This window comes from Lancefieldella parvula (assembly GCF_963547875.1).
GTDB classification, from domain to species: Bacteria; Actinomycetota; Coriobacteriia; order Coriobacteriales; family Atopobiaceae; genus Lancefieldella; species Lancefieldella parvula_D.
Map to the genome: position 1 here is coordinate 107,526 of NZ_CAUUSI010000002.1, position 17,917 is coordinate 125,442.

Genomic DNA, 17,917 nt, shown 5'->3' on the forward strand with positions numbered 1-17,917 from the left:
TATCGCAAGAAACGTAATGCTTGATACTATTTTGCTTCAGATTTTAGGAAGCTGCATGGCGGCGGCATTAGGACTTTGGTATGTAAAGTACGCGCATACCAGCCTTATGACTGTTGGAGTGGTTTTACTTTCACTTGTAATTATCTTTATCAGGTCTTCTTTTATATATGCCAGTCAAATGGCATCGGTAGATCTTTTAGAGTCAACTGCTATACACGATTTTGAATTAGTCGTATCAAGAGATTTAGTCTATAAAAATCATACATGGACTGGTCAGGCGTCTGTCTTTTACCAAGGTAGTTGTATTGGATTTGTGGGCATACATGCCAAGGAACCATTCTTGCGAGAAACTCATCTTTGTTGTGAAGGCAGGTTTACACAATATAAAGATAGGGAGTTTTCAGAAGAACAATTTAAGAGAGGAGTACTTGGTTCAATTCAGATAACCAAGGTGAACTCAAAAACCTATGAAGAGGGAATTATTGGAGAAGTTGCCCAATTTAGAGAAAACTGTATTTCTCAACTTCAACCAGAGCAGAGCTTTGGCCGAGCGTTAGTTGCATGCGGTCTTTGTGCCTATAGGCCTAGCTTGTATAGCTTTAACATTCCTAGAATATTTATGCGTTGCGGTCTAATGCATCTCATTGCAATTTCTAGTTGTCACATGGTAATTCTCTCTACCTTTATTGACGCTTTTCTTAAAAAGCTAACGATAAAACCTCTTTTAAGAGGGGTAGTGAATTTATTTTTACTCAGTAGCTACGCGCTTTTCTGTGGATTACCTGCGTCTGCAATGAGGGCAATACTTCTTGTTGAACAAAAATACGTAATGCAATATGTGGGAAGAAAAAATCATACGCTCTCAGCAGTTTCTATCGTTGCATTATTTATGCTTTGTATAGATCCACAGCTAAGTGTGAATATTGCTTTCACTTTGTCTTTAGCATGTATTTTTGGCATGAATATTTACGGCGGTCTTGCTCAGTACTATGCAAAAATTGCTTTTCACATATCTGGATATGGAACAATACAGAAGATCCTTAGAAAACCGTTTTCTGACGTGCGAAATACTATGTGTGCCACAACCGTTGCTCAGCTATCGTGCCTTCCAATTTCTTGCATGTACTTTGGTCATTTTTCTTTACTTGCTCCTCTTTCAAGTGCGCTGATTACAAGTTTATTTTCTCTTCTGAGCTTATTTGGAATTGGAGCAATAGCTTTATGTTGGTTTAAACCGGCTCAAGATGTTGCTTTCTGCCTTGTGGATTTTCTTGGTCAGTTTATAGAGACTCTTACTTCTTTTTTATCCGAAAGATCTTTTGCAAGCGTGTCGTTAACTGACATGAGCTGGATAGTTTCATTGCTTGTGTTTGCAGCAATGGTGGCTCTTTACGTGTTTTGGCCAAAAGGGAAAAGAGTAGTTTTATCTGGCATTTGTTTGATGGTGTTTATGCTTATTTTGGGTTTAAGTATCTACTGGAAGTTTTTCTCGCCAACAAGAATTTGTGTGATGGATATTGGCCAAGGAGATGCCATATTGCTCAGTGACGGCGCGCATTCTCTGCTTGTAGACACGAGTGTGGGAGATGTGGTTAATGACGCTCTAGAGCGACAACATATCTCATATCTTGATGCTATTTTGCTCACACATCTTGATGAGGATCATGCTGGTGGCGTGAGGTATATGGTTGGTTCGGTGAAGGCAGGTCGGGTATTAGTTGGAGAAGGAATAACAAAACAAGAAAAACCTGAGCTTCAGAGAGCTATTCAGAGGATTTCCGGCAGCAGCTCCTATGAAGTTTTATATGGTGATGAATTTGATGTTGGTCGCTTTCATATTCGCGTTGTGTGGCCACATAGGGGATACAGAGCTAAAGAGGCTAATAATGCGTCAGTTGAGCTCTATGTGACGTATAACGATGGACAAAATACCTTAACTACGCTTTTAACGGGAGATGCTGAAAGAGATCAGACAAAAGAGACGGTGGATTCAGGCGATGTAGGCGATATAGATTTCTTAAAAGTTGGACATCATGGTGCAGCAAAGTCGCTTTATCCAGAAACTGCTCGTTCGCTAAAACCCGAGGTAGCAATTGCAAGTGCTGGAAAGAATAATCGTTATGGTCATCCTAAACAGGAAGCGGTGGATATATTAGAGGATGTTGGCGCAAGGTTTTATTGCACAAAAGATTATGGAGACGTCACCGTATTTCCCGGAGAACATGGACCTAGGGTAAGTGTGCAACATGCTAAAGTAGATACAGATTTAGAGGAGGAAAAAGATGGCGGAGCAGGCTAAGCTACTAGCTGCATATTTGGCTGTTGGCCCTGACGAGATGAAGCGTGCGAGGGCTATAGACAAGCTTAAAAGCCGTCTTAACCAGAGTTTTATTACGTTTAATCTTGATGAGATTTCTGTAAGTGCTGAGCTGACTTCAGAATCTGTTCTGTCATCCGCTCAAACACTACCTATGGGTGATTCTCGACGAATTGTTGTCATTGATGATGCAGGTAAATTACTCAAGTCTGTGTCAGAGGCCCTTGTTGAGTATCTAAAGAACCCCAATCCAACTACTACGCTTATGCTTTCTGCAAGTAAACTTGCCAAAACAACAAGGCTTTACAAAGCAGTTGATGCCCTAGGTAAGCTCGCAGTTATTAATTGCGGTGCAATGACTAGAAGTGAATTGCCTAAATATATAGGAGATCTTGGAAGAAAGTATGGGCTACAAATTCCAGCAAATGTGGCCAACGAGCTTGTAAGTCGTGTTGGCGATAATACCACCATGCTCGATTCTCAGATTAAATCTCTAGCAGCTCTGTTGGGTCGTCCTGGTGCAATTGACGTTCAGTTTGTAGAAACTCATGTTGCACGAGTGGTTGAGGTCAAGCCGTGGGATTTTCTCGACAGTTTATCAGCGAGAAATGCTCAAAAGGCTTTGGAGCTTTACAGTCAGATGGATGAATCGGGAGCTATTGGAAATCTGTCACTTATGACTGGACGCGTAAGAGAGCTTATTTGCGCCAGGTCTATGGTTAAGCGTGGTACAGAACGGGAAATTACTCCAGTTTTGGGTAAGCAGGACTGGCAAGTAAGAAATTATGCACGATGGGCGCGTCAATTTGCAGATGGCGAGCTTGAACATATTCTGGCTCTCTGTGCAGATGCAGAACGTGGTCTTAAGAGTGGAGAAGATAAAACAACCACAATGACCAAGCTTATCTTTGCTCTGTGCGGCGTCGCAAATGTGTAGATTCAAAGAATTCAGGTAAGAAAAAAACGGACTCCAAGGAGTCCGTTTTAAAAAGTTTAAAAGTAGATAAGAACTACTTAAGGGTGTTAACAAGCTTCTGAACGCCGCTCTTACGCTGAGCAGCCTGATTCTTGTGTACGATGCCCTTAGAAGCAGCCTTGTCAAGAAGGCGGGATGCCTTGTTAGCTGCAACCTGTGCGTCCTCAAGCTGGCCTGCCTCAACAGCAGTGCGAACTGCCTTAATAGCAGTCTTAAGCTCGGAACGGACAGCCTTGTTGCGCTGGCGTGCCTTCTCAGCGGTGAGAATACGCTTCTTCTGAGACTTGATGTTAGCCACGTGCGGTTCCTTTCGGTGTTTACTATGTGAGGCCTCTTCGCTGAGACACGTTTGAGGCAGCTGTTGAAGTATAGCACGAAGGGGGTAGTTTACGCTATTATTTTCCTTATGAATACACAGGATACTTCACATATTCGCAACTTCTCTATTGTTGCGCACATCGATCACGGTAAATCTACCATCAGTGACCGCATTTTGGAGCTTACTCATACCGTTGAAGAACGCGATATGGAGTCACAGCTCTTGGACACTATGGACATTGAACGTGAGCGCGGAATTACCATTAAATCAAACGCAGTCCGCGTCATGTATGACGCAGATGACGGAGAGCGCTATCAGTTCAACCTGATTGACACCCCAGGCCACGTTGACTTTACCTATGAGGTCTCAAGGTCTTTGGCTGCTTGTGAGGGTGCAGTGTTGGTTGTTGATGCAACGCAAGGCGTTGAGGCACAGACTGTCTCAAACGCCATGCTGGCCATGAACGCTAACCTGGATATTGTTCCTGCAATCAATAAGATTGACCTTCCATCTGCTCGACCTGAAGAGGTACGTGCAGAAATTGAAGATGTTCTTGCTATCCCGGCTGATGATGCGGTATGTGTCTCCGGTAAAACAGGTGAGGGTATTCACGAGCTCCTTGAGGCTTTGGTGTATTTGGTTTCTCCTCCAAAGGGAGACCCTACAGCTCCACTTAAGGCGCTTATTCTTGACTCGTATTTTGACCAGTTCAGAGGCGTCGTTGCAACAGTGCGTGTTTTTGATGGTTCAATCAAGGCCGGCGATCAGCTTCTTATGATGCAGGGATCTATGCCTTTTCTTGTTGAAGAAGTTGGCGCTAAGAGACCTCTTGAGATGGCTGTTGACCAGCTTTCTGTTGGTGAAGTTGGCTATGTGGTAACTGGCCTCAAAGACCCTGAAGCTGTCCGCGTTGGAGATACGCTGACCTATAAGCAAAATCCTTGTTCAGAGCCACTGCCAGGTTATCGTGAGGCAAAACCAATGGTATTTACCGGTCTTTTTCCGGTTGATAACAAACAGTACGAGAATCTCCGTGACGCACTTGATAAGTTGCACGTTAATGATCCATCTCTTACGTGGTCTCCAGAGACGTCCGTTGCTTTGGGATTTGGCTTCAGAGTAGGCTTTTTGGGTCTTCTCCACATGGAGGTTGTCAAAGAACGTCTTGAGCGTGAGTTTGACCTGGACTTGATTGCTACCAGTCCCTCTGTTGACTATCACGTGTACAAGACCGATGGAACTATGATTGAGATTACCAGTCCTCAAGATCTTCCAGAGGTAACCAAGATTGACCGCATTGATGAGCCATACCTAAAGGCAAAGATTATTGTGCCTCCTGAGTTTGTTGGTACGGTTATGCAGCTTGTTGTTGATCATCGTGGTGTATCTGAAGACATGGTGTATCTGTCTGATAAGTCCGTCGAGATGATTTTTAGCATTCCTTTGGCCGAGCTTATCCTGGACTTCTTTGACCAGCTTAAGAGTAGAACCAAAGGTTATGCCTCACTTGACTATGAGTTTGATTCGTATCGCACTTCTGACCTGGTTAAGCTTGATATCTTGCTTGCTGGAGACGTCGTTGATGCGCTTTCGTTTATTATTCACAAAGACAAAGCATATGATCTTGCTCGTGGTCTTTGCGACAGGCTAAAAGGTATCATTCCTCAGCAGCTCTTTGAGGTTCCTATTCAGGGTGCTATTGGCAATAAAATTATTTCTCGCTCTACCGTTCGCGCACGTAGAAAGGACGTCTTAGCTAAATGCTACGGCGGCGATATTTCTAGAAAGCGCAAACTGCTTGAAAAGCAAAAAGAGGGTAAAAAGCGCATGAAGCAGATTGGCTCAGTCGAAGTACCTCAAGAGGCGTTCTTGGCTGTTCTCAAGGTTGACGACGAGTAGAAGGTATTTGTGGAGTCGCTTCAAACAATCATTTCAACCTGCGCGCCTGAAGCAGGTCTTTCTTCACATATTGTCCCTTTTGCGTCAGGAGCTTCACTCAAGGAACGCCTGTCTGCTAATCCTGTGCTTATGGCACCCATGGCTGGTGTCAGTGATGGTGTGTATCGCACTATGGCTCGAGCGGGCGGGGCAGGTTTTGCATACTCAGAAATGGTTTCTGTCGCAGGAATTCATTATGGTGGCGATAAAACCTGGGAGCTTGTAGAACCTCTTTCAACTGAGCCAGATATTGCTGTTCAACTTTTTGGTTCAAAGCCAGAGCAATTTAAAGAAGCGGCAGCTCAGATTAGTGAGCGCCTAGGAAATAAACTTGCGCTTATCGACATCAATATGGCTTGTCCTGTTCCTAAGGTTGTCAAAAAAGGGGAGGGCTCAGCCCTTCTCGATACCCCGGAGCTTGCTGCAGATCTGGTCAAAGCTTGTCTTTCTGAGGTCGCGGTGCCTGTTACCGTGAAGATTAGACGAGGTAGACGTCAGGATGAAGAAGTAGCTCCTGAGTTTGCTCGCGCCATGGAAGCTGCTGGAGCGTCTGCTGTTGCTATTCATGGTCGCTTTGCCACCCAGATGTATCGAGGCCAGGCGGAGTGGGAGACCGTTAATAGAGTTTGCGATGCTGTTTCAATTCCGGTAATAGGCTCTGGTGACATGCTCTCTGCTGAAGCAGCAGCTCATGCCCTTACAGAGACAGGTGTGACAGCTGTAATGATTGCTCGCGGAACCTATGGTAATCCATGGATTTTTAAGAACACTCAAGCTTTAGTTGAAGGTCAAGCTCCACTTGTTCCAACACTTGATCAGATGCTTGCATCTTTTATGATGCACGTACGCTTACTTGACGCAGCTCACATTCATATTGCTCGCGCAAGAAGCCTCTCTACCTGGTATTTTAGGGGTATTCCAAACGCCGCCTATTGGCGTGGTAAGTCGGTAAGGTGTGTTACTGCTCAAGATTTTATTGATCTGGCGCTAGAGATTAATGAAACCGTCAAGCAACTTGAGGGTGAGCAGGAATTTTCTGAGCACAATCCATCTATGAGCTAGTGGTCTGTTGTGGATTCTTGGCAGTCTAAATACAATCAAACGGCTACCTCTGCACTTTACCTGCATATTCCGTTTTGTTCTCAAAAATGCTTCTATTGTGATTTCTCTTCTTGGTCTACAAGACAAGATGACAGTCGCATGAAAAATTATGTTAAAGCACTAAAACATCAGCTAGACGAAGCCGCTCAGCTTGGTTTGTTATCAGCCACAAAAACAGTTTATATGGGTGGCGGAACGCCAAGCTTGCTTGGTCAAGATGCAGTGGATTTGGCGCAGCACGCTTCAGCGATTGTAAATCCTGTTGAGTTCAGTATTGAAGCAAATCCAGACTCACTGTCTGATGATCTTCTCGCCACTCTTGCTACGGGCGGGGTAACACGAGTTTCTTTGGGAGTTCAAAGCTTTAACGATAACGAGCTTAAGAAGTTGGGCAGAATTCACTCGGCCGACCTGGCTTACGACAGAGTACTTGCTGCAAAAGAGCATGACTATGACGTGTCGGTTGATCTTATGTGTGCAATTCCTGAGCAAACAGAGAGTTCTTGGGAGTTTTCGCTCTCAAGATTTATCTCGCTTGGCATAAATCATGTGAGCATCTATCCGCTAACTATTGAAGAAGGCACGGCGCTGGCTAAGCAAACCCAGGATAAAGATACTCCATGGAACACCTACGACGTGCAAGCAGATCGAATGCAGGCGGCCACAAAGGCGCTTCAAGCGGCAGGGTTTGAACGCTACGAGGTAGCAAGTTATGCTCGCAATCAGAAGAGCTGTAAGCACAATAAGATGTACTGGACAGGCGAGTCGTACCTTGGGCTTGGCACGAGCGCTGCAAGCATGCTGACTGCAGCTGAGTATGATGTACTTGCCAAGGTCAACATCTCTTTGCCAAAGCGTCCGCAAAATGCCGTACGTGCGCGACTGGTGGTCCTTGATGCTCCAAGAAAAATTGCCGAAGGTGCATCGCTTTTCTCGACAGAGTTTGATGTTGAATTTCTGACTCAAAAAGAAGCTGTGGCAGAAGATTTGATGCTGCATGCTCGTCTTATGGAGCCAATTTCGCCTGCACTTTTGGATGAGTCTGAGCAGGTATTTGGCGTAGCGCGTCTACATGATGTGTTTGATGCGTGTGTGCGAGATGGGCTGTTAGTTCACGTTGATGCGGCAAATTCTAGGACTGGAGCTTCATATAAGCCTACCGAGAAGGGCTGGCTGCTTGGCAATGAGCTCTATGGACGTCTTTGGGATTTACGTTTGTAACGCATTTGTGCTGCATTAAGTTCAAAACAAGTGGGTACACTTTCAATCGTTCTCGTGATGCAGATTTTGATATGGGTTGAATCGGAGAGATTTTATGGCTGCTATGAACGAAAAGGACTATTACGCCATCCTTGGTGTTTCTGAGTTCGCGACAGCTGAAGAAATTAGAAAAGCTTTTCAAACTAAAGCTCGTAAGCTTCATCCAGACGTCAATAAAGAGCCCGATGCTGAAGAGCGTTTTAAAGAGGTTTCTGAGGCGTACGCTGTTCTGTCAGATGCCGAGAAGCGCCGTCGTTATGACGCAATGAGAAGCGGTTCTTTCTATGGCGGCGGCTATGGTCCTTCTGGTTATCCTGGTGGATCTGCCTATGGAGGTTCTCCTTTTGAGGGAGGCTTCCCGTTTGGTGATATCAACTTTACTAATTGGACTACTGGATCTCAAAAGCGCTCTCGTGCATACAAGCCTCAGACTGGCGCAGATATTGTCTACGACTTAACACTGAATGATACAGACGCTAAAAATGGCGTTAAGAAAGGCATCACGTATCAGCGTTTTGTTACTTGTGATGCTTGTGCTGGTAAGGGATCTCAGCATAAAGCTGAGGCAACTACCTGTCCTACCTGCCACGGAACGGGTCATATTGACATTGATCTTTCTTCCATTTTTGGAGTAGGCAAGTTTAGAGTTGACTGTCCAGAGTGTGAAGGCGCTGGACACGTTGTACAGGACCCATGCGACGTTTGTGGTGGTTCTGGACGTGTTTTGTCTGCAAGCGAAATTATGGTTGATGTACCAGCTAATTCACATGATGGTGACCAGATCAGAGTACCTGGAATGGGAAATGCAGGAACAAATTGTTCTGCAACTGGTGATTTTATCGTAAATATTAAGGTTCCTTCAGAGCAGTTGACGTTCCGCCAACGCGCGGGAGCTCGTATTACTGGTATTACTGCAATGCTTTTAGTATTTGTGGCGCTTAATTTACGCTCACCACTATTTGCCATTGTTTTGATTCCACTTTTGATATTTGGCATTAGAAATGTTCTTGCAGATGGCGTCAAGATGAACGCCGGCTGGTGGAGAAGCTTTGCAAATGCATTTGTTTCGGGAATCATCAATGGTGCCTTCTACTCAATTATTATTATGACTTTGTATGCTTGTACGGCCGGTTTGGGCCATGTTGGCTATATGGGAATTTAAGTTTTAGGTTTTACAAGGGGAGAGTTAGTAAGCGTGGCAGAGAAGAAAGACTTCTACGAGCTCTTAGGTGTTGCTCGTGATGCAGACCAAAAAACTATTAAGCGAGCTTTTTTAAAGCTTGCAAGAAAGCTGCACCCTGATGTTTCTGATGACCCTCATGCAGAAGAAAAATTCAAAGAGGTAAACGAAGCTTATTCTGTGCTTTCAGATGAGCAAAAGCGCGCCAACTATGACCGTTATGGTGATCCTAATGGTCCATCTGGTTTTGGCGGCGGCTATGTGGATATGTCAGATATCTTTGGCGGTGGTTTTGGTGGCTTTGGAGATATCTTTGATTCCTTCTTTGGTGGCAACCATGGTGGTCGTGGCGCTGCTCAGCGTACTCGTGGTAGTGATATGGGAATTAGACTCTCTATCAGTTTGGAAGAAGCTGCTGCGGGTGTCACAAAAACTATCTCGTATAACAGGCTTTCTACCTGTGATGACTGTAATGGCACTGGCCTTGGTGAGGGTGGAAAAATTGAAGACTGCCCACACTGTCACGGTACGGGCACGGTAGTTCAGGTTCAAAATACCGTCTTTGGTCAGATGCAGTCTCAGACAGTATGTCCAGAGTGCCAAGGAACAGGCAAAAAGGTTGAACATGCTTGCGAGACCTGTGGTGGCCAAGGAAGAACTCCTGACCATGAGCGTGTTTCTGTTGAAATTCCTGCAGGCGTTCATTCTGGCCAGTCAATTTCTATTACCGGCAAGGGCGAGGCTGGTGTCAGGGGTGATACCTCTGGTGACCTCATCGTAACTATTGAGGTTTCCCAGCATAAAGACTTTGAGCGCAGGGGAGACGATCTCTTTACTTCAGTTAGTGTAGATTCTCTTGAGGCAATTGTTGGTACTACCGTTACCATTGACGGCATTATCAAAGATGAAACTATTGAGATTTCTATACCTGCAGGTTGTAAGTATGGCCAGCAGCTAAGCGTGGCTGGTAAAGGCATGCCTCGTTTGCATACTAAGGCTCGTGGAAACCTTTACGTTCTGGTTCACATTGAGACTACAACTGGGCTGACTGCAAATCAGCTGGAAACGCTCGCCTCCCTTATTGATGAGCGTAAACAAAGTAGTGTTCAAGACACTCAAGATGAGTCACACACCACTCAATCTGAAGGCAGAGATTCTTCAGATCACAAAAATAAGAACGCCAAAAAGACTTCCAAAAAGACTTCCAAGAAGAGGCGCTAATGGCTCATGGTATTGCGCTCATAAATCTTGGATGTAGGGTAAATCGCGTTGAGCTTGATTTAATGGCGGATTCTCTGCTTCGCATGGGATGTCGCATTGTTGAAGAAGATGAAGCTCAGGCAATTGTTATCAACACATGCGCTGTTACCGCAGAAGCAGAAGCTAAGACGAGAAAAGCTGTGCGTAAAGCAGCGCTTATGCCAGGAGCCCCTCTTGTAGTAGCAACGGGTTGTGTTGCAAGTCTTTTTGCTGATGAACTTGCCTCGCTTGCTCCTAACGTTGTGGTAGAAGCCGAGAAGGACAAAGTTGCAGATAGGGTTCTTGAAGAGCTAGGTTTTGCACCAGAATCCGTAAGCGACGACGGACTTGTCATCTCCAAGCCTACTCCAACAGGTCGTACGCGCCCTGGCATCAAAATTCAAGACGGTTGCGATAATCGTTGCACCTTCTGCATTGTGTGGAAAGCACGTGGCGCAGGTAAGTCTCTTGATCCTCGCGAAGTTGTTTCGCAGGTAAAAGATGCTATGAGCAGAGGAGCTCAAGAGGTTGTTCTTACGGGAATCAACCTTGGTAGCTATAAGGCTCAACTTGAGGATGAAGGTGGAAGAATTCTACGTCTTCCTGATCTTCTCGAGTATGTGCTTGAAAAAACTGAGGTTGGTCGCTTGAGACTATCGTCTCTTGAGCCACCAGATGTAAATGCTCGTTTGGTAGAGGTAATTGTTGCCTCCAACGGAAGAATTGCACCTTTCTTGCATATCTGTCTTCAGTCCGGATGTGACGCTACGCTTGCTCGTATGGGTAGGGTGTATAGGACAGAGCTTTATCGCAAGGCTGTTGAGGAAGCTCGTTCGGTACTGCCAACCATTGCCTTGGGAACTGACCTTATTGTTGGCTTTCCTGGAGAAACTGATAAAGAATTTGACGAGTCGTACGAGTTTTGTCGTCAGATGGGCTTTTCTAAGATGCATGTATTTAGGTATTCCAAGCGACCTGGAACGCCTGCAGCTACTGCTCCAAATCAGGTAGATCCAAAAGTGATGGCTGAGCGCGCAAAGAAAATGCGTGATTTGGGTAATGCTATGCGCTTTGATGCTGCTAAGAAGCTAGTTGGTACCTGCGATAATGTGGTGGTACAGTATCCTGGTAGGGGAATTTCTGGTGGTCTTTTTGATGTCCAGGTAGATCCTACTATTGAACTTGATGAACTTATCGCTATGCGCTTTGATGAAGTTTTACCTAATGGAACGCTAAAAGCTACTCGTTTATAAATTGGGGGAACATGGAGCCAACACAGATTCGCTTAACTATTCCTGATTCAGTGGATCCTTTATATCTGACCGGTCCAGCTGATAGTTTGCTCAGAGAAATTGAAGCGTCATGTGCAGCTCTTATTTCAGTCAGAGGCAAAGCAATCTTTTTGTCGGGAACTTCTCAAGAAATTGAGCAGTTAACGCTTATTTTTTCTCACCTGATTCAAATGGTCGAGTCTGGATCTAGACCAACGCTTGAAGACGTAAAGTTGCTGCTTGATAGTACAAAAAGAAATGCCAACTTAGAGCAAACGGGAACACGTACCCTGTTTGTAACTCATAAAGGCAAAGCAATTCAGCCTAAAACACAAGGTCAAATAGCGTATACCAAGGCAATTGCAAACAACTCTATAACCTTTGGTATTGGTCCTGCGGGTACCGGCAAAACCTATTTGGCAGTTGCCATGGCGCTTTCAGCTTTGACTTCTCAGCAAATCAGCAGAATTGTGCTAGTAAGACCTGTTGTAGAAGCAGGAGAGTCTCTCGGCTTTCTTCCAGGAACACTTCAAGAGAAACTTGATCCCTACATTAGGCCGCTCTACGATGCGCTTTTTGATATGACCTCAATGGAGTACGCAAATAACCTCATTGAACAGGGAATTGTTGAGATTGCGCCACTTGCATTTATGCGCGGCCGCACTATGAACGATGCGTTTGTCATTTTGGATGAGGCACAAAATACCACCCCTGAGCAGATGAAAATGTTTCTGACTCGCCTGGGTTTCTCGTCAAAGTTTGTGATAACTGGTGATGCAACACAGCGAGACCTTGTAGGAAGAAGCGGTTTGGACGTTGCTCGACAGGTTCTTGGCAACCTTGAAGACGTTGCTTTTGTTGATTTAGATAGAAATGATATTGTTCGCCACACGTTGGTTGGTAAGATAGTTGATGCATACACTGCGTATGAGAACAAACAGCTAGGGGAGTAACGTGGTTAACGAGTACGACATTGTGATCGAAGAGGGCGTCGAGTCGCCAATTTCTGTGGAAGAGATTGAAGCTGATTGCAATCTGGTACTTTCTGAAGAGGGCGTTGAGCGCCCCTGCACGGTCTCCATTTCCATTGTTAGCGATGCAGAGATTCAGCAGGTAAACCTTGAGTGGCGAGAAAAAAATGCGCCCACTGACGTTATCTCACTTGAGGTAGAACGACCTGATGATCCAGATTTGGCTCCTGGTGAGATGTGTGAGTTGGGCGATATTATTCTGGCTCCTCATTTTATTTCTCGCCAGGCAAAAGAATATGGCACTACAGAGGCAGATGAGTTTAGGCTTATGCTTGTTCATGCCATGCTTCACCTGCTTGGATATGACCATATTGAAGATGATGAGGCAGAGATCATGGAGGCCCGTGAGGACGCTCTTGTTGCTCTGCTTTCAACGGATAGGACTATTGAGCCAGTCGTGTTGACTCGCCACCGCGAGGGGATTGACGAGTAATGATTCCGGGATCTAAGGGCAGACATCCAAGCTTTAAGCGCGGCCTTCTCTTTGCACTACAGGGCGCTCGCCAAGCATTTGCTCAGGAAGCAAACTTGCGTCGTATGGCAGTTGCTGCTGTAGTAACCGTAGTGGCAGGATTGTTTGTTGGTTTAGACGCTGTGAGCTGGGCACTTGTTCTTGCTTGTATTGGTTTGGTTTTAACCACAGAACTTCTTAATACAGCAATAGAAACCGTGGTAGATCTGGTTTCTCCAGAGTTTCATCCCATGGCTGGTAAAGCTAAAGATATTGCGGCAGCTGCCTCGTGCTGCATCAGCATCACCGCAGCTCTTATAGGACTTTTGATTTTCTCGCGTGCAATTTTTCATTGGTAAGTTGGAGGACATATGACCGCCAATTCAGTTTCTGAAAATACTACATCTGAGACCACTCCCTTTAGGAGCGGCTTTGTTGCTTTAGTTGGTCGTCCAAGTGTTGGTAAGTCCACGCTGTTAAACGCTTGCATGGGCCAGAAAGTGGCTATCGCAAGCCCTGTTGCCCAGACAACACGACGTCGTTTTAGGGCAGTGGTAAACGGTGAGAACTCCCAGCTGGTCATTGTAGATACCCCAGGCCTCCACAAGCCCAAAGACGCTCTTGGAAAAGAGCTCAACAAGGCAGCGCTTGGCGAGCTTAATGACGCTGATGTCATTGCTTTTTTGATTGACGCTACTAAGCCTGTTGGTCGTGGAGATGAATGGGTTGCCAATCATGTTGAGCAGGCGCACGCCGCCTTTAAGCTGCTGGTTATTACTAAGGCAGATATTGCAACGCCAGAGCAGGTGGCGGAGCAACTTGAGGCTGCACAGGCTCTTGCTCACTTTGATGACGTACTAGTTGTTTCTGCTCCGGAAGACTTTAATATTCAGGCATTTATTTCGCTTGTTTCTGAGCATCTTCCCGAGGGTCCTATGTGGTTTCCAGAGGATATGGAGACTGATGCCTTGCCAGAAGACCTGGTGGCAGAGTTTGTCCGCGAGAAGTTATTGCTCAACCTTCGTCAGGAAGTTCCTCATTCTGTTGCCGTTGTCTGCGATTCGTATGAGGTAGCAACTGACGGTCACTTATCCATTTCTGCCACCATTTTGGTTGAGCGAGAAGGACAAAAGGGCATCGTTGTCGGCCAGGGTGGCTCCATGATCAAGCGCGTTGGCGTCGAGGCTAGAAAAGACCTGGAGAAGCTTTTTGGTCGCAAGGTTTACCTTGACCTTCAGGTTCGTGTTCAGCCTCTCTGGAGGCGTGACGCCAACGAGATTAAGCGCCTAGGCTACTCAACTGAGGACTAGTTGTGCCTGGTAGAAAGACCACTCGTCTTAAAGCTATTGTGCTTGATAGAACAAAACTTGCCGAGCAAGACCTCATCTTAACCATGCTGTCTGATTCGGGAGAAGAACGACGAGCTGTTGCAAAGGGTGCCAGAAAGCCAGGCGGTCGCTTTGCTGCCCGTGTTGAACTTTTTTGCGAGTTAGACGTACTACTAGCAGAAGGTCGCTCGCTTGACATCTTGTCCGAGGCAACCTTGCTTGAGCCGCATGCCACACTTCGCGGAGATCTCTCTAAGGTAGCGGCCGCGTCAGCTATCTGCGAGGTTGCACGCCTTTCGTGCATTGATGGCATTGAGGACGCGTTTCTCTATCCGCTGCTTTCTCGCGCTCTCAGAGCCTGTGAAGAAGTAGATGACGAGAAACGCTTAGATCTTGTCGTTGCCGCATACGTGTTTAAGGTTTTGGCACACGAAGGCTGGCGTCCTGAGCTGGAATCATGCATTGCCTGTGGAGATGAAGCCCTGACGTACTTCTCGCCAGCTGCTGGTGGTGCATTGTGTGGAAGTTGTGCGCATGAGATTGAGGGAGCTATTGAGGTAACTCCACTTGAGTTCTCGTGGTTGTCATCGCTTCTGAAACTTACCTTTGACCAGCTTGTTGTTGCCGATATTGCTCCAGAAACTGCGCTCTTTTTGCTTACTAGTGCACATATTTGGGCGGCTACACACCTTGAAGCGCGGCTTAAAGCATTTGAATTTCTGCTGAGTATCTAGTTGAAGTGGATTTTTGCTAGCAAAGTTCACCAGTAACTGGTATCCTCTTGTAGGTTATTTCCTTGTTCTTAGGGGCTAGTCACTGCCGGCTACCTTCTCAGTACAAGGAGTATTCAACGCGAAAGGCGGTTTATTATGGCAGTAACTAAGGATCGTAAGGCTGAGCTCATCAAGCAGTACGGCAAGGACGAGAAGGACTCCGGTTCCGCACAGGTTCAGGTTGCTCTTCTTACTGAGCGTATTCGTCAGCTCACCGACCACATGAAGTCCCACCAGAAGGACTTCCACACTCGTCGTGGTCTTCTGATGCTCGTTGGTAAGCGTCGTCGTCTTCTTTCTTATATCAAGTCGAACGACATTGAAGAGTACCGTACTCTTATTGCTTCCCTGGGTATCCGCGACAACATCCAGTAAGTTGGCTTTTTAGGGCGCCGTCTGGCGCCCTTTATGTTTGAGGCCCGTTTGCAATGGGGCAAACGGAGATAGAAGAGGAAAGAAATGACTAAAGTAACTCACGAATTTGACCTCTATGGTAAGCACTACACCCTTGAGGCTGGTGAGCTCGCAAAGCAGGCAACAGGTGCCTGTATCGTTAAGTGCGGCGATTCCACCGTACTTCTCACTGCAGTGGTTTCCAAGGAGCGTAAGGACTACGACTTCTTCCCACTGACTGTTGATTTTATTGAGAAAATGTACGCAGTTGGTCGTGTTCCTGGTGGATACCTTAAGCGTGAGGCTCGTCCATCCGAGAAGGCAACCCTTACTGCTCGTATGATTGACCGTCCTCTGCGCCCATCCTTCCCAGATGGCTTCCGCAATGAGGTTCAGATTGTTGCAACTTCTCTTGTTGCTGATCAGGTAAACGCTGTTGATACCATCTCTGTCATGGGTGCATCTGCTGCCTTGGCCGTTGGTGGCGTTCCTTTTGAGGGACCACTTGCGTGCGTCCGTATTGGCCGCAACGCTGATACCGGCGAGTTCCTGGTTAACCCAACCTATGAAGAGCGCGATCACTCTGACCTTGACCTTGAGCTTGGCGGTTCTTCCACCTTTATTTCCATGCTTGAGGCTGGTGCAGATGAGATTTCCGAAGAGGACATGCTCTCCGCTATGGCATTTGGTCAGGAAGCAATTGCAGCATTTTGCGAGGAGCAGAAGAAGTTTATTGCTAAGTGGGAAGAGGTTAACGGCCCTATCGTCAAGCGTGAGTACATCCTTGACGAGCCAATTGCTGAGGTTCACGACCGCATCTTTGCTTACTATGACCAGATGAGCGCTGCTCTTAAGGATGCTGACAAGCAGTCCCGTATGCAGAAGGTTGCTGACCTGATGGACGAGATTAAGGCTCAGTTCACCGAGGAGGAGCAGGAGCTTTGGAGTCGCGCTATTGCGGTTGAGCTCAAGGGTCTTGAGAAGCACGCTATGCGCGTCATGGTTGTTGAGACCGGCGAGCGCGTTGACGGTCGTGTTGCAGACGAGATCCGTCCAATCATGGTCAAGCCTGATTACCTGCCACTTGTTCACGGTTCTGGCCTTTTCCAGCGCGGTCAGACTCAGGTTCTCTCCATTTGTACACTTGGCATGCTCAACGAGTGGCAGCGTCTTGACACCATTGAGCCAATGGATGGCAAGCGCTACATTCACCACTACAACTTCCCACCATTCTGCACCGGTGAGACTGGCCGTATGGGCAGCCCAAAGCGCCGTGAGATTGGTCACGGAGCTCTTGCAGAGCGCGCACTTCTGCCTGTCATTCCTTCTGAAGAAGAGTTCCCTTACACCATCCGTGTTGTCTCTGAGGTAATGGAGTCCAATGGTTCTTCTTCCATGGCTTCTACCTGCGGTTCTACGCTTTCCCTTATGGATGCAGGTGTTCCTCTAAAGCGTCCTGTTTCTGGTGTTGCAATGGGTCTTATCCAGGAGAACGGTAAGACTGTTGTTCTTACCGATATCCAGGGTCTTGAGGACTTCCTTGGCGACATGGACTTCAAGGTCTGCGGTACCACCAAGGGTATTACCGCAATGCAGATGGACAACAAGGCAACTGGTCTTACTCCAGAGATTTTGCGCAGCGCTCTTCTCCAGGCTCAAGAGGGCCGTATGTTCATTCTGAACAAGATGCTTGAGCAGATTCCTGCACCTCGTACTGAGACCAAAGAGACTGCTCCACAGATCATCTCGCTTTCTATCCCAACCGATAAGATTCGCGACGTCATTGGCTCTGGTGGCAAGGTTATCCGCGGTATCCAGGAGGATACGGGCGCAACCGTTGACATCCAGGAGGATGGCACCGTCTTTATCGCTGGTACTAACGGTGCTGCCGAAGCTGCTGCAGAGCGCATTAAGGCTATTGTTAAGGTTCCAGAGGTAGGCGAGGAGTACACTGGTCGCGTTGTTGGTCTTCAGCCATTCGGCGCCTTTGTTGAGCTCCTTCCTGGCAAGGATGGTCTGCTTCACATTTCCCGCGTTGCACAGGGACGTGTCGAGAAGATCGAGGATGTCCTAGCTGTTGGCGACGAGGTTAAGGTTCAGGTCCTTGAGGTAGACGAGAAGGGCAAGATTTCTCTTGACCGTCTCGATAAGCCAGAGGCACCACAGGGTGCTCCAAAGAAGGATCGTGAGGAGCGTCGCCCACGTCGTCAGAACGACAACGGCAACTCTGAGCGCAGGCAGCCACGTCGTCACCATGACGCATAAGGCACACCTAAACTCAAAGGGTTTCTCGCCACGCGAGGTCTTATAAAACATGAGGTATTGAAGAGAGCTTCGATG

The 17,917-nt window shown here is 46.8% G+C and carries 16 protein-coding genes; 15 read left to right on the forward strand and 1 reads right to left on the reverse strand.

The window, feature by feature from the left end:
• The first annotated feature begins 16 nt into the window (after nucleotides 1–16).
• Both RWJ96_RS02055 and holA read left to right on the forward strand, forming a co-directional pair.
• Complete coding sequence (locus RWJ96_RS02055) at nucleotides 17–2,299, forward strand: ComEC/Rec2 family competence protein (RefSeq protein WP_314018674.1); 2,283 nt, start codon at nucleotides 17–19, stop codon at nucleotides 2,297–2,299.
• A complete protein-coding gene (gene holA, locus RWJ96_RS02060; protein WP_314018675.1) occupies nucleotides 2,283–3,254 on the forward strand; it encodes a DNA polymerase III subunit delta in 972 nt (323 codons plus the stop codon). Before RWJ96_RS02055 ends, holA begins: the two co-directional genes overlap by 17 nt.
• A gap of 73 nt (nucleotides 3,255–3,327) precedes the next feature.
• Here holA and rpsT read toward each other — a convergent pair whose 3' ends face one another.
• Nucleotides 3,328–3,591, reverse strand: coding sequence for a 30S ribosomal protein S20 (gene rpsT / locus RWJ96_RS02065; RefSeq protein WP_012808888.1), 264 nt, complete (start codon nucleotides 3,589–3,591; stop codon nucleotides 3,328–3,330).
• Nucleotides 3,592–3,699: 108 nt separating this feature from the next.
• Between rpsT and lepA the strand changes: the two genes are divergently transcribed.
• The 13 genes from lepA (at nucleotide 3,700) to RWJ96_RS02130 (ending at nucleotide 17,842) form a co-directional block, all read left to right on the forward strand.
• The gene (gene lepA, locus RWJ96_RS02070) at nucleotides 3,700–5,511 is read left to right on the forward strand and encodes a translation elongation factor 4 (protein ID WP_314018691.1); all 1,812 of its coding nucleotides are present in this window, start codon (nucleotides 3,700–3,702) and stop codon (nucleotides 5,509–5,511) included.
• A gap of 9 nt (nucleotides 5,512–5,520) precedes the next feature.
• Nucleotides 5,521–6,612: a tRNA dihydrouridine synthase DusB gene (gene dusB / locus RWJ96_RS02075; protein ID WP_314018677.1), complete on the forward strand. Its 1,092-nt coding sequence runs from the start codon at nucleotides 5,521–5,523 to the stop codon at nucleotides 6,610–6,612.
• A gap of 9 nt (nucleotides 6,613–6,621) precedes the next feature.
• Nucleotides 6,622–7,872, forward strand: a complete 1,251-nt coding sequence (hemW, locus tag RWJ96_RS02080; protein ID WP_314018678.1) for a radical SAM family heme chaperone HemW — start codon at nucleotides 6,622–6,624, stop codon at nucleotides 7,870–7,872.
• Between the two features lie 94 nt (nucleotides 7,873–7,966).
• Nucleotides 7,967–9,073, forward strand: a complete 1,107-nt coding sequence (locus RWJ96_RS02085; protein ID WP_314018679.1) for a DnaJ domain-containing protein — start codon at nucleotides 7,967–7,969, stop codon at nucleotides 9,071–9,073.
• Nucleotides 9,074–9,106: 33 nt separating this feature from the next.
• Entirely contained in the window at nucleotides 9,107–10,312 is a 1,206-nt protein-coding gene (gene dnaJ, locus RWJ96_RS02090) for a molecular chaperone DnaJ (RefSeq protein WP_314018680.1), read from the forward strand.
• Nucleotides 10,312–11,583: a MiaB/RimO family radical SAM methylthiotransferase gene (locus RWJ96_RS02095; RefSeq protein ID WP_314018682.1), complete on the forward strand. Its 1,272-nt coding sequence runs from the start codon at nucleotides 10,312–10,314 to the stop codon at nucleotides 11,581–11,583. Before dnaJ ends, RWJ96_RS02095 begins: the two co-directional genes overlap by 1 nt.
• 11 nt (nucleotides 11,584–11,594) lie before the next feature.
• Complete coding sequence (locus tag RWJ96_RS02100; protein WP_314018683.1) at nucleotides 11,595–12,554, forward strand: PhoH family protein; 960 nt, start codon at nucleotides 11,595–11,597, stop codon at nucleotides 12,552–12,554.
• A gap of 1 nt (nucleotide 12,555) precedes the next feature.
• Nucleotides 12,556–13,065 carry an rRNA maturation RNase YbeY gene (ybeY, locus tag RWJ96_RS02105; RefSeq protein ID WP_314018684.1) on the forward strand — a complete coding sequence of 170 codons (510 nt, stop codon included), beginning with the start codon at nucleotides 12,556–12,558 and terminating at the stop codon, nucleotides 13,063–13,065.
• Nucleotides 13,065–13,442: a diacylglycerol kinase family protein gene (locus RWJ96_RS02110; protein WP_314018685.1), complete on the forward strand. Its 378-nt coding sequence runs from the start codon at nucleotides 13,065–13,067 to the stop codon at nucleotides 13,440–13,442. The genes ybeY and RWJ96_RS02110 overlap by 1 nt, the downstream gene beginning before the upstream one ends.
• Nucleotides 13,443–13,454: 12 nt before the next feature.
• A complete protein-coding gene (era, locus tag RWJ96_RS02115; protein ID WP_314018686.1) occupies nucleotides 13,455–14,393 on the forward strand; it encodes a GTPase Era in 939 nt (312 codons plus the stop codon).
• A gap of 2 nt (nucleotides 14,394–14,395) precedes the next feature.
• Nucleotides 14,396–15,145, forward strand: coding sequence for a DNA repair protein RecO (recO, locus tag RWJ96_RS02120; RefSeq protein WP_314018688.1), 750 nt, complete (start codon nucleotides 14,396–14,398; stop codon nucleotides 15,143–15,145).
• Nucleotides 15,146–15,280: 135 nt separating this feature from the next.
• On the forward strand, nucleotides 15,281–15,559 hold the full coding sequence (rpsO, locus tag RWJ96_RS02125; RefSeq protein WP_035427641.1) for a 30S ribosomal protein S15: 279 nt from the start codon (nucleotides 15,281–15,283) through the stop codon (nucleotides 15,557–15,559).
• A gap of 84 nt (nucleotides 15,560–15,643) precedes the next feature.
• Nucleotides 15,644–17,842, forward strand: a complete 2,199-nt coding sequence (locus tag RWJ96_RS02130) for a polyribonucleotide nucleotidyltransferase (protein ID WP_314018690.1) — start codon at nucleotides 15,644–15,646, stop codon at nucleotides 17,840–17,842.
• The last annotated feature ends 75 nt before the right edge of the window (nucleotides 17,843–17,917 follow it).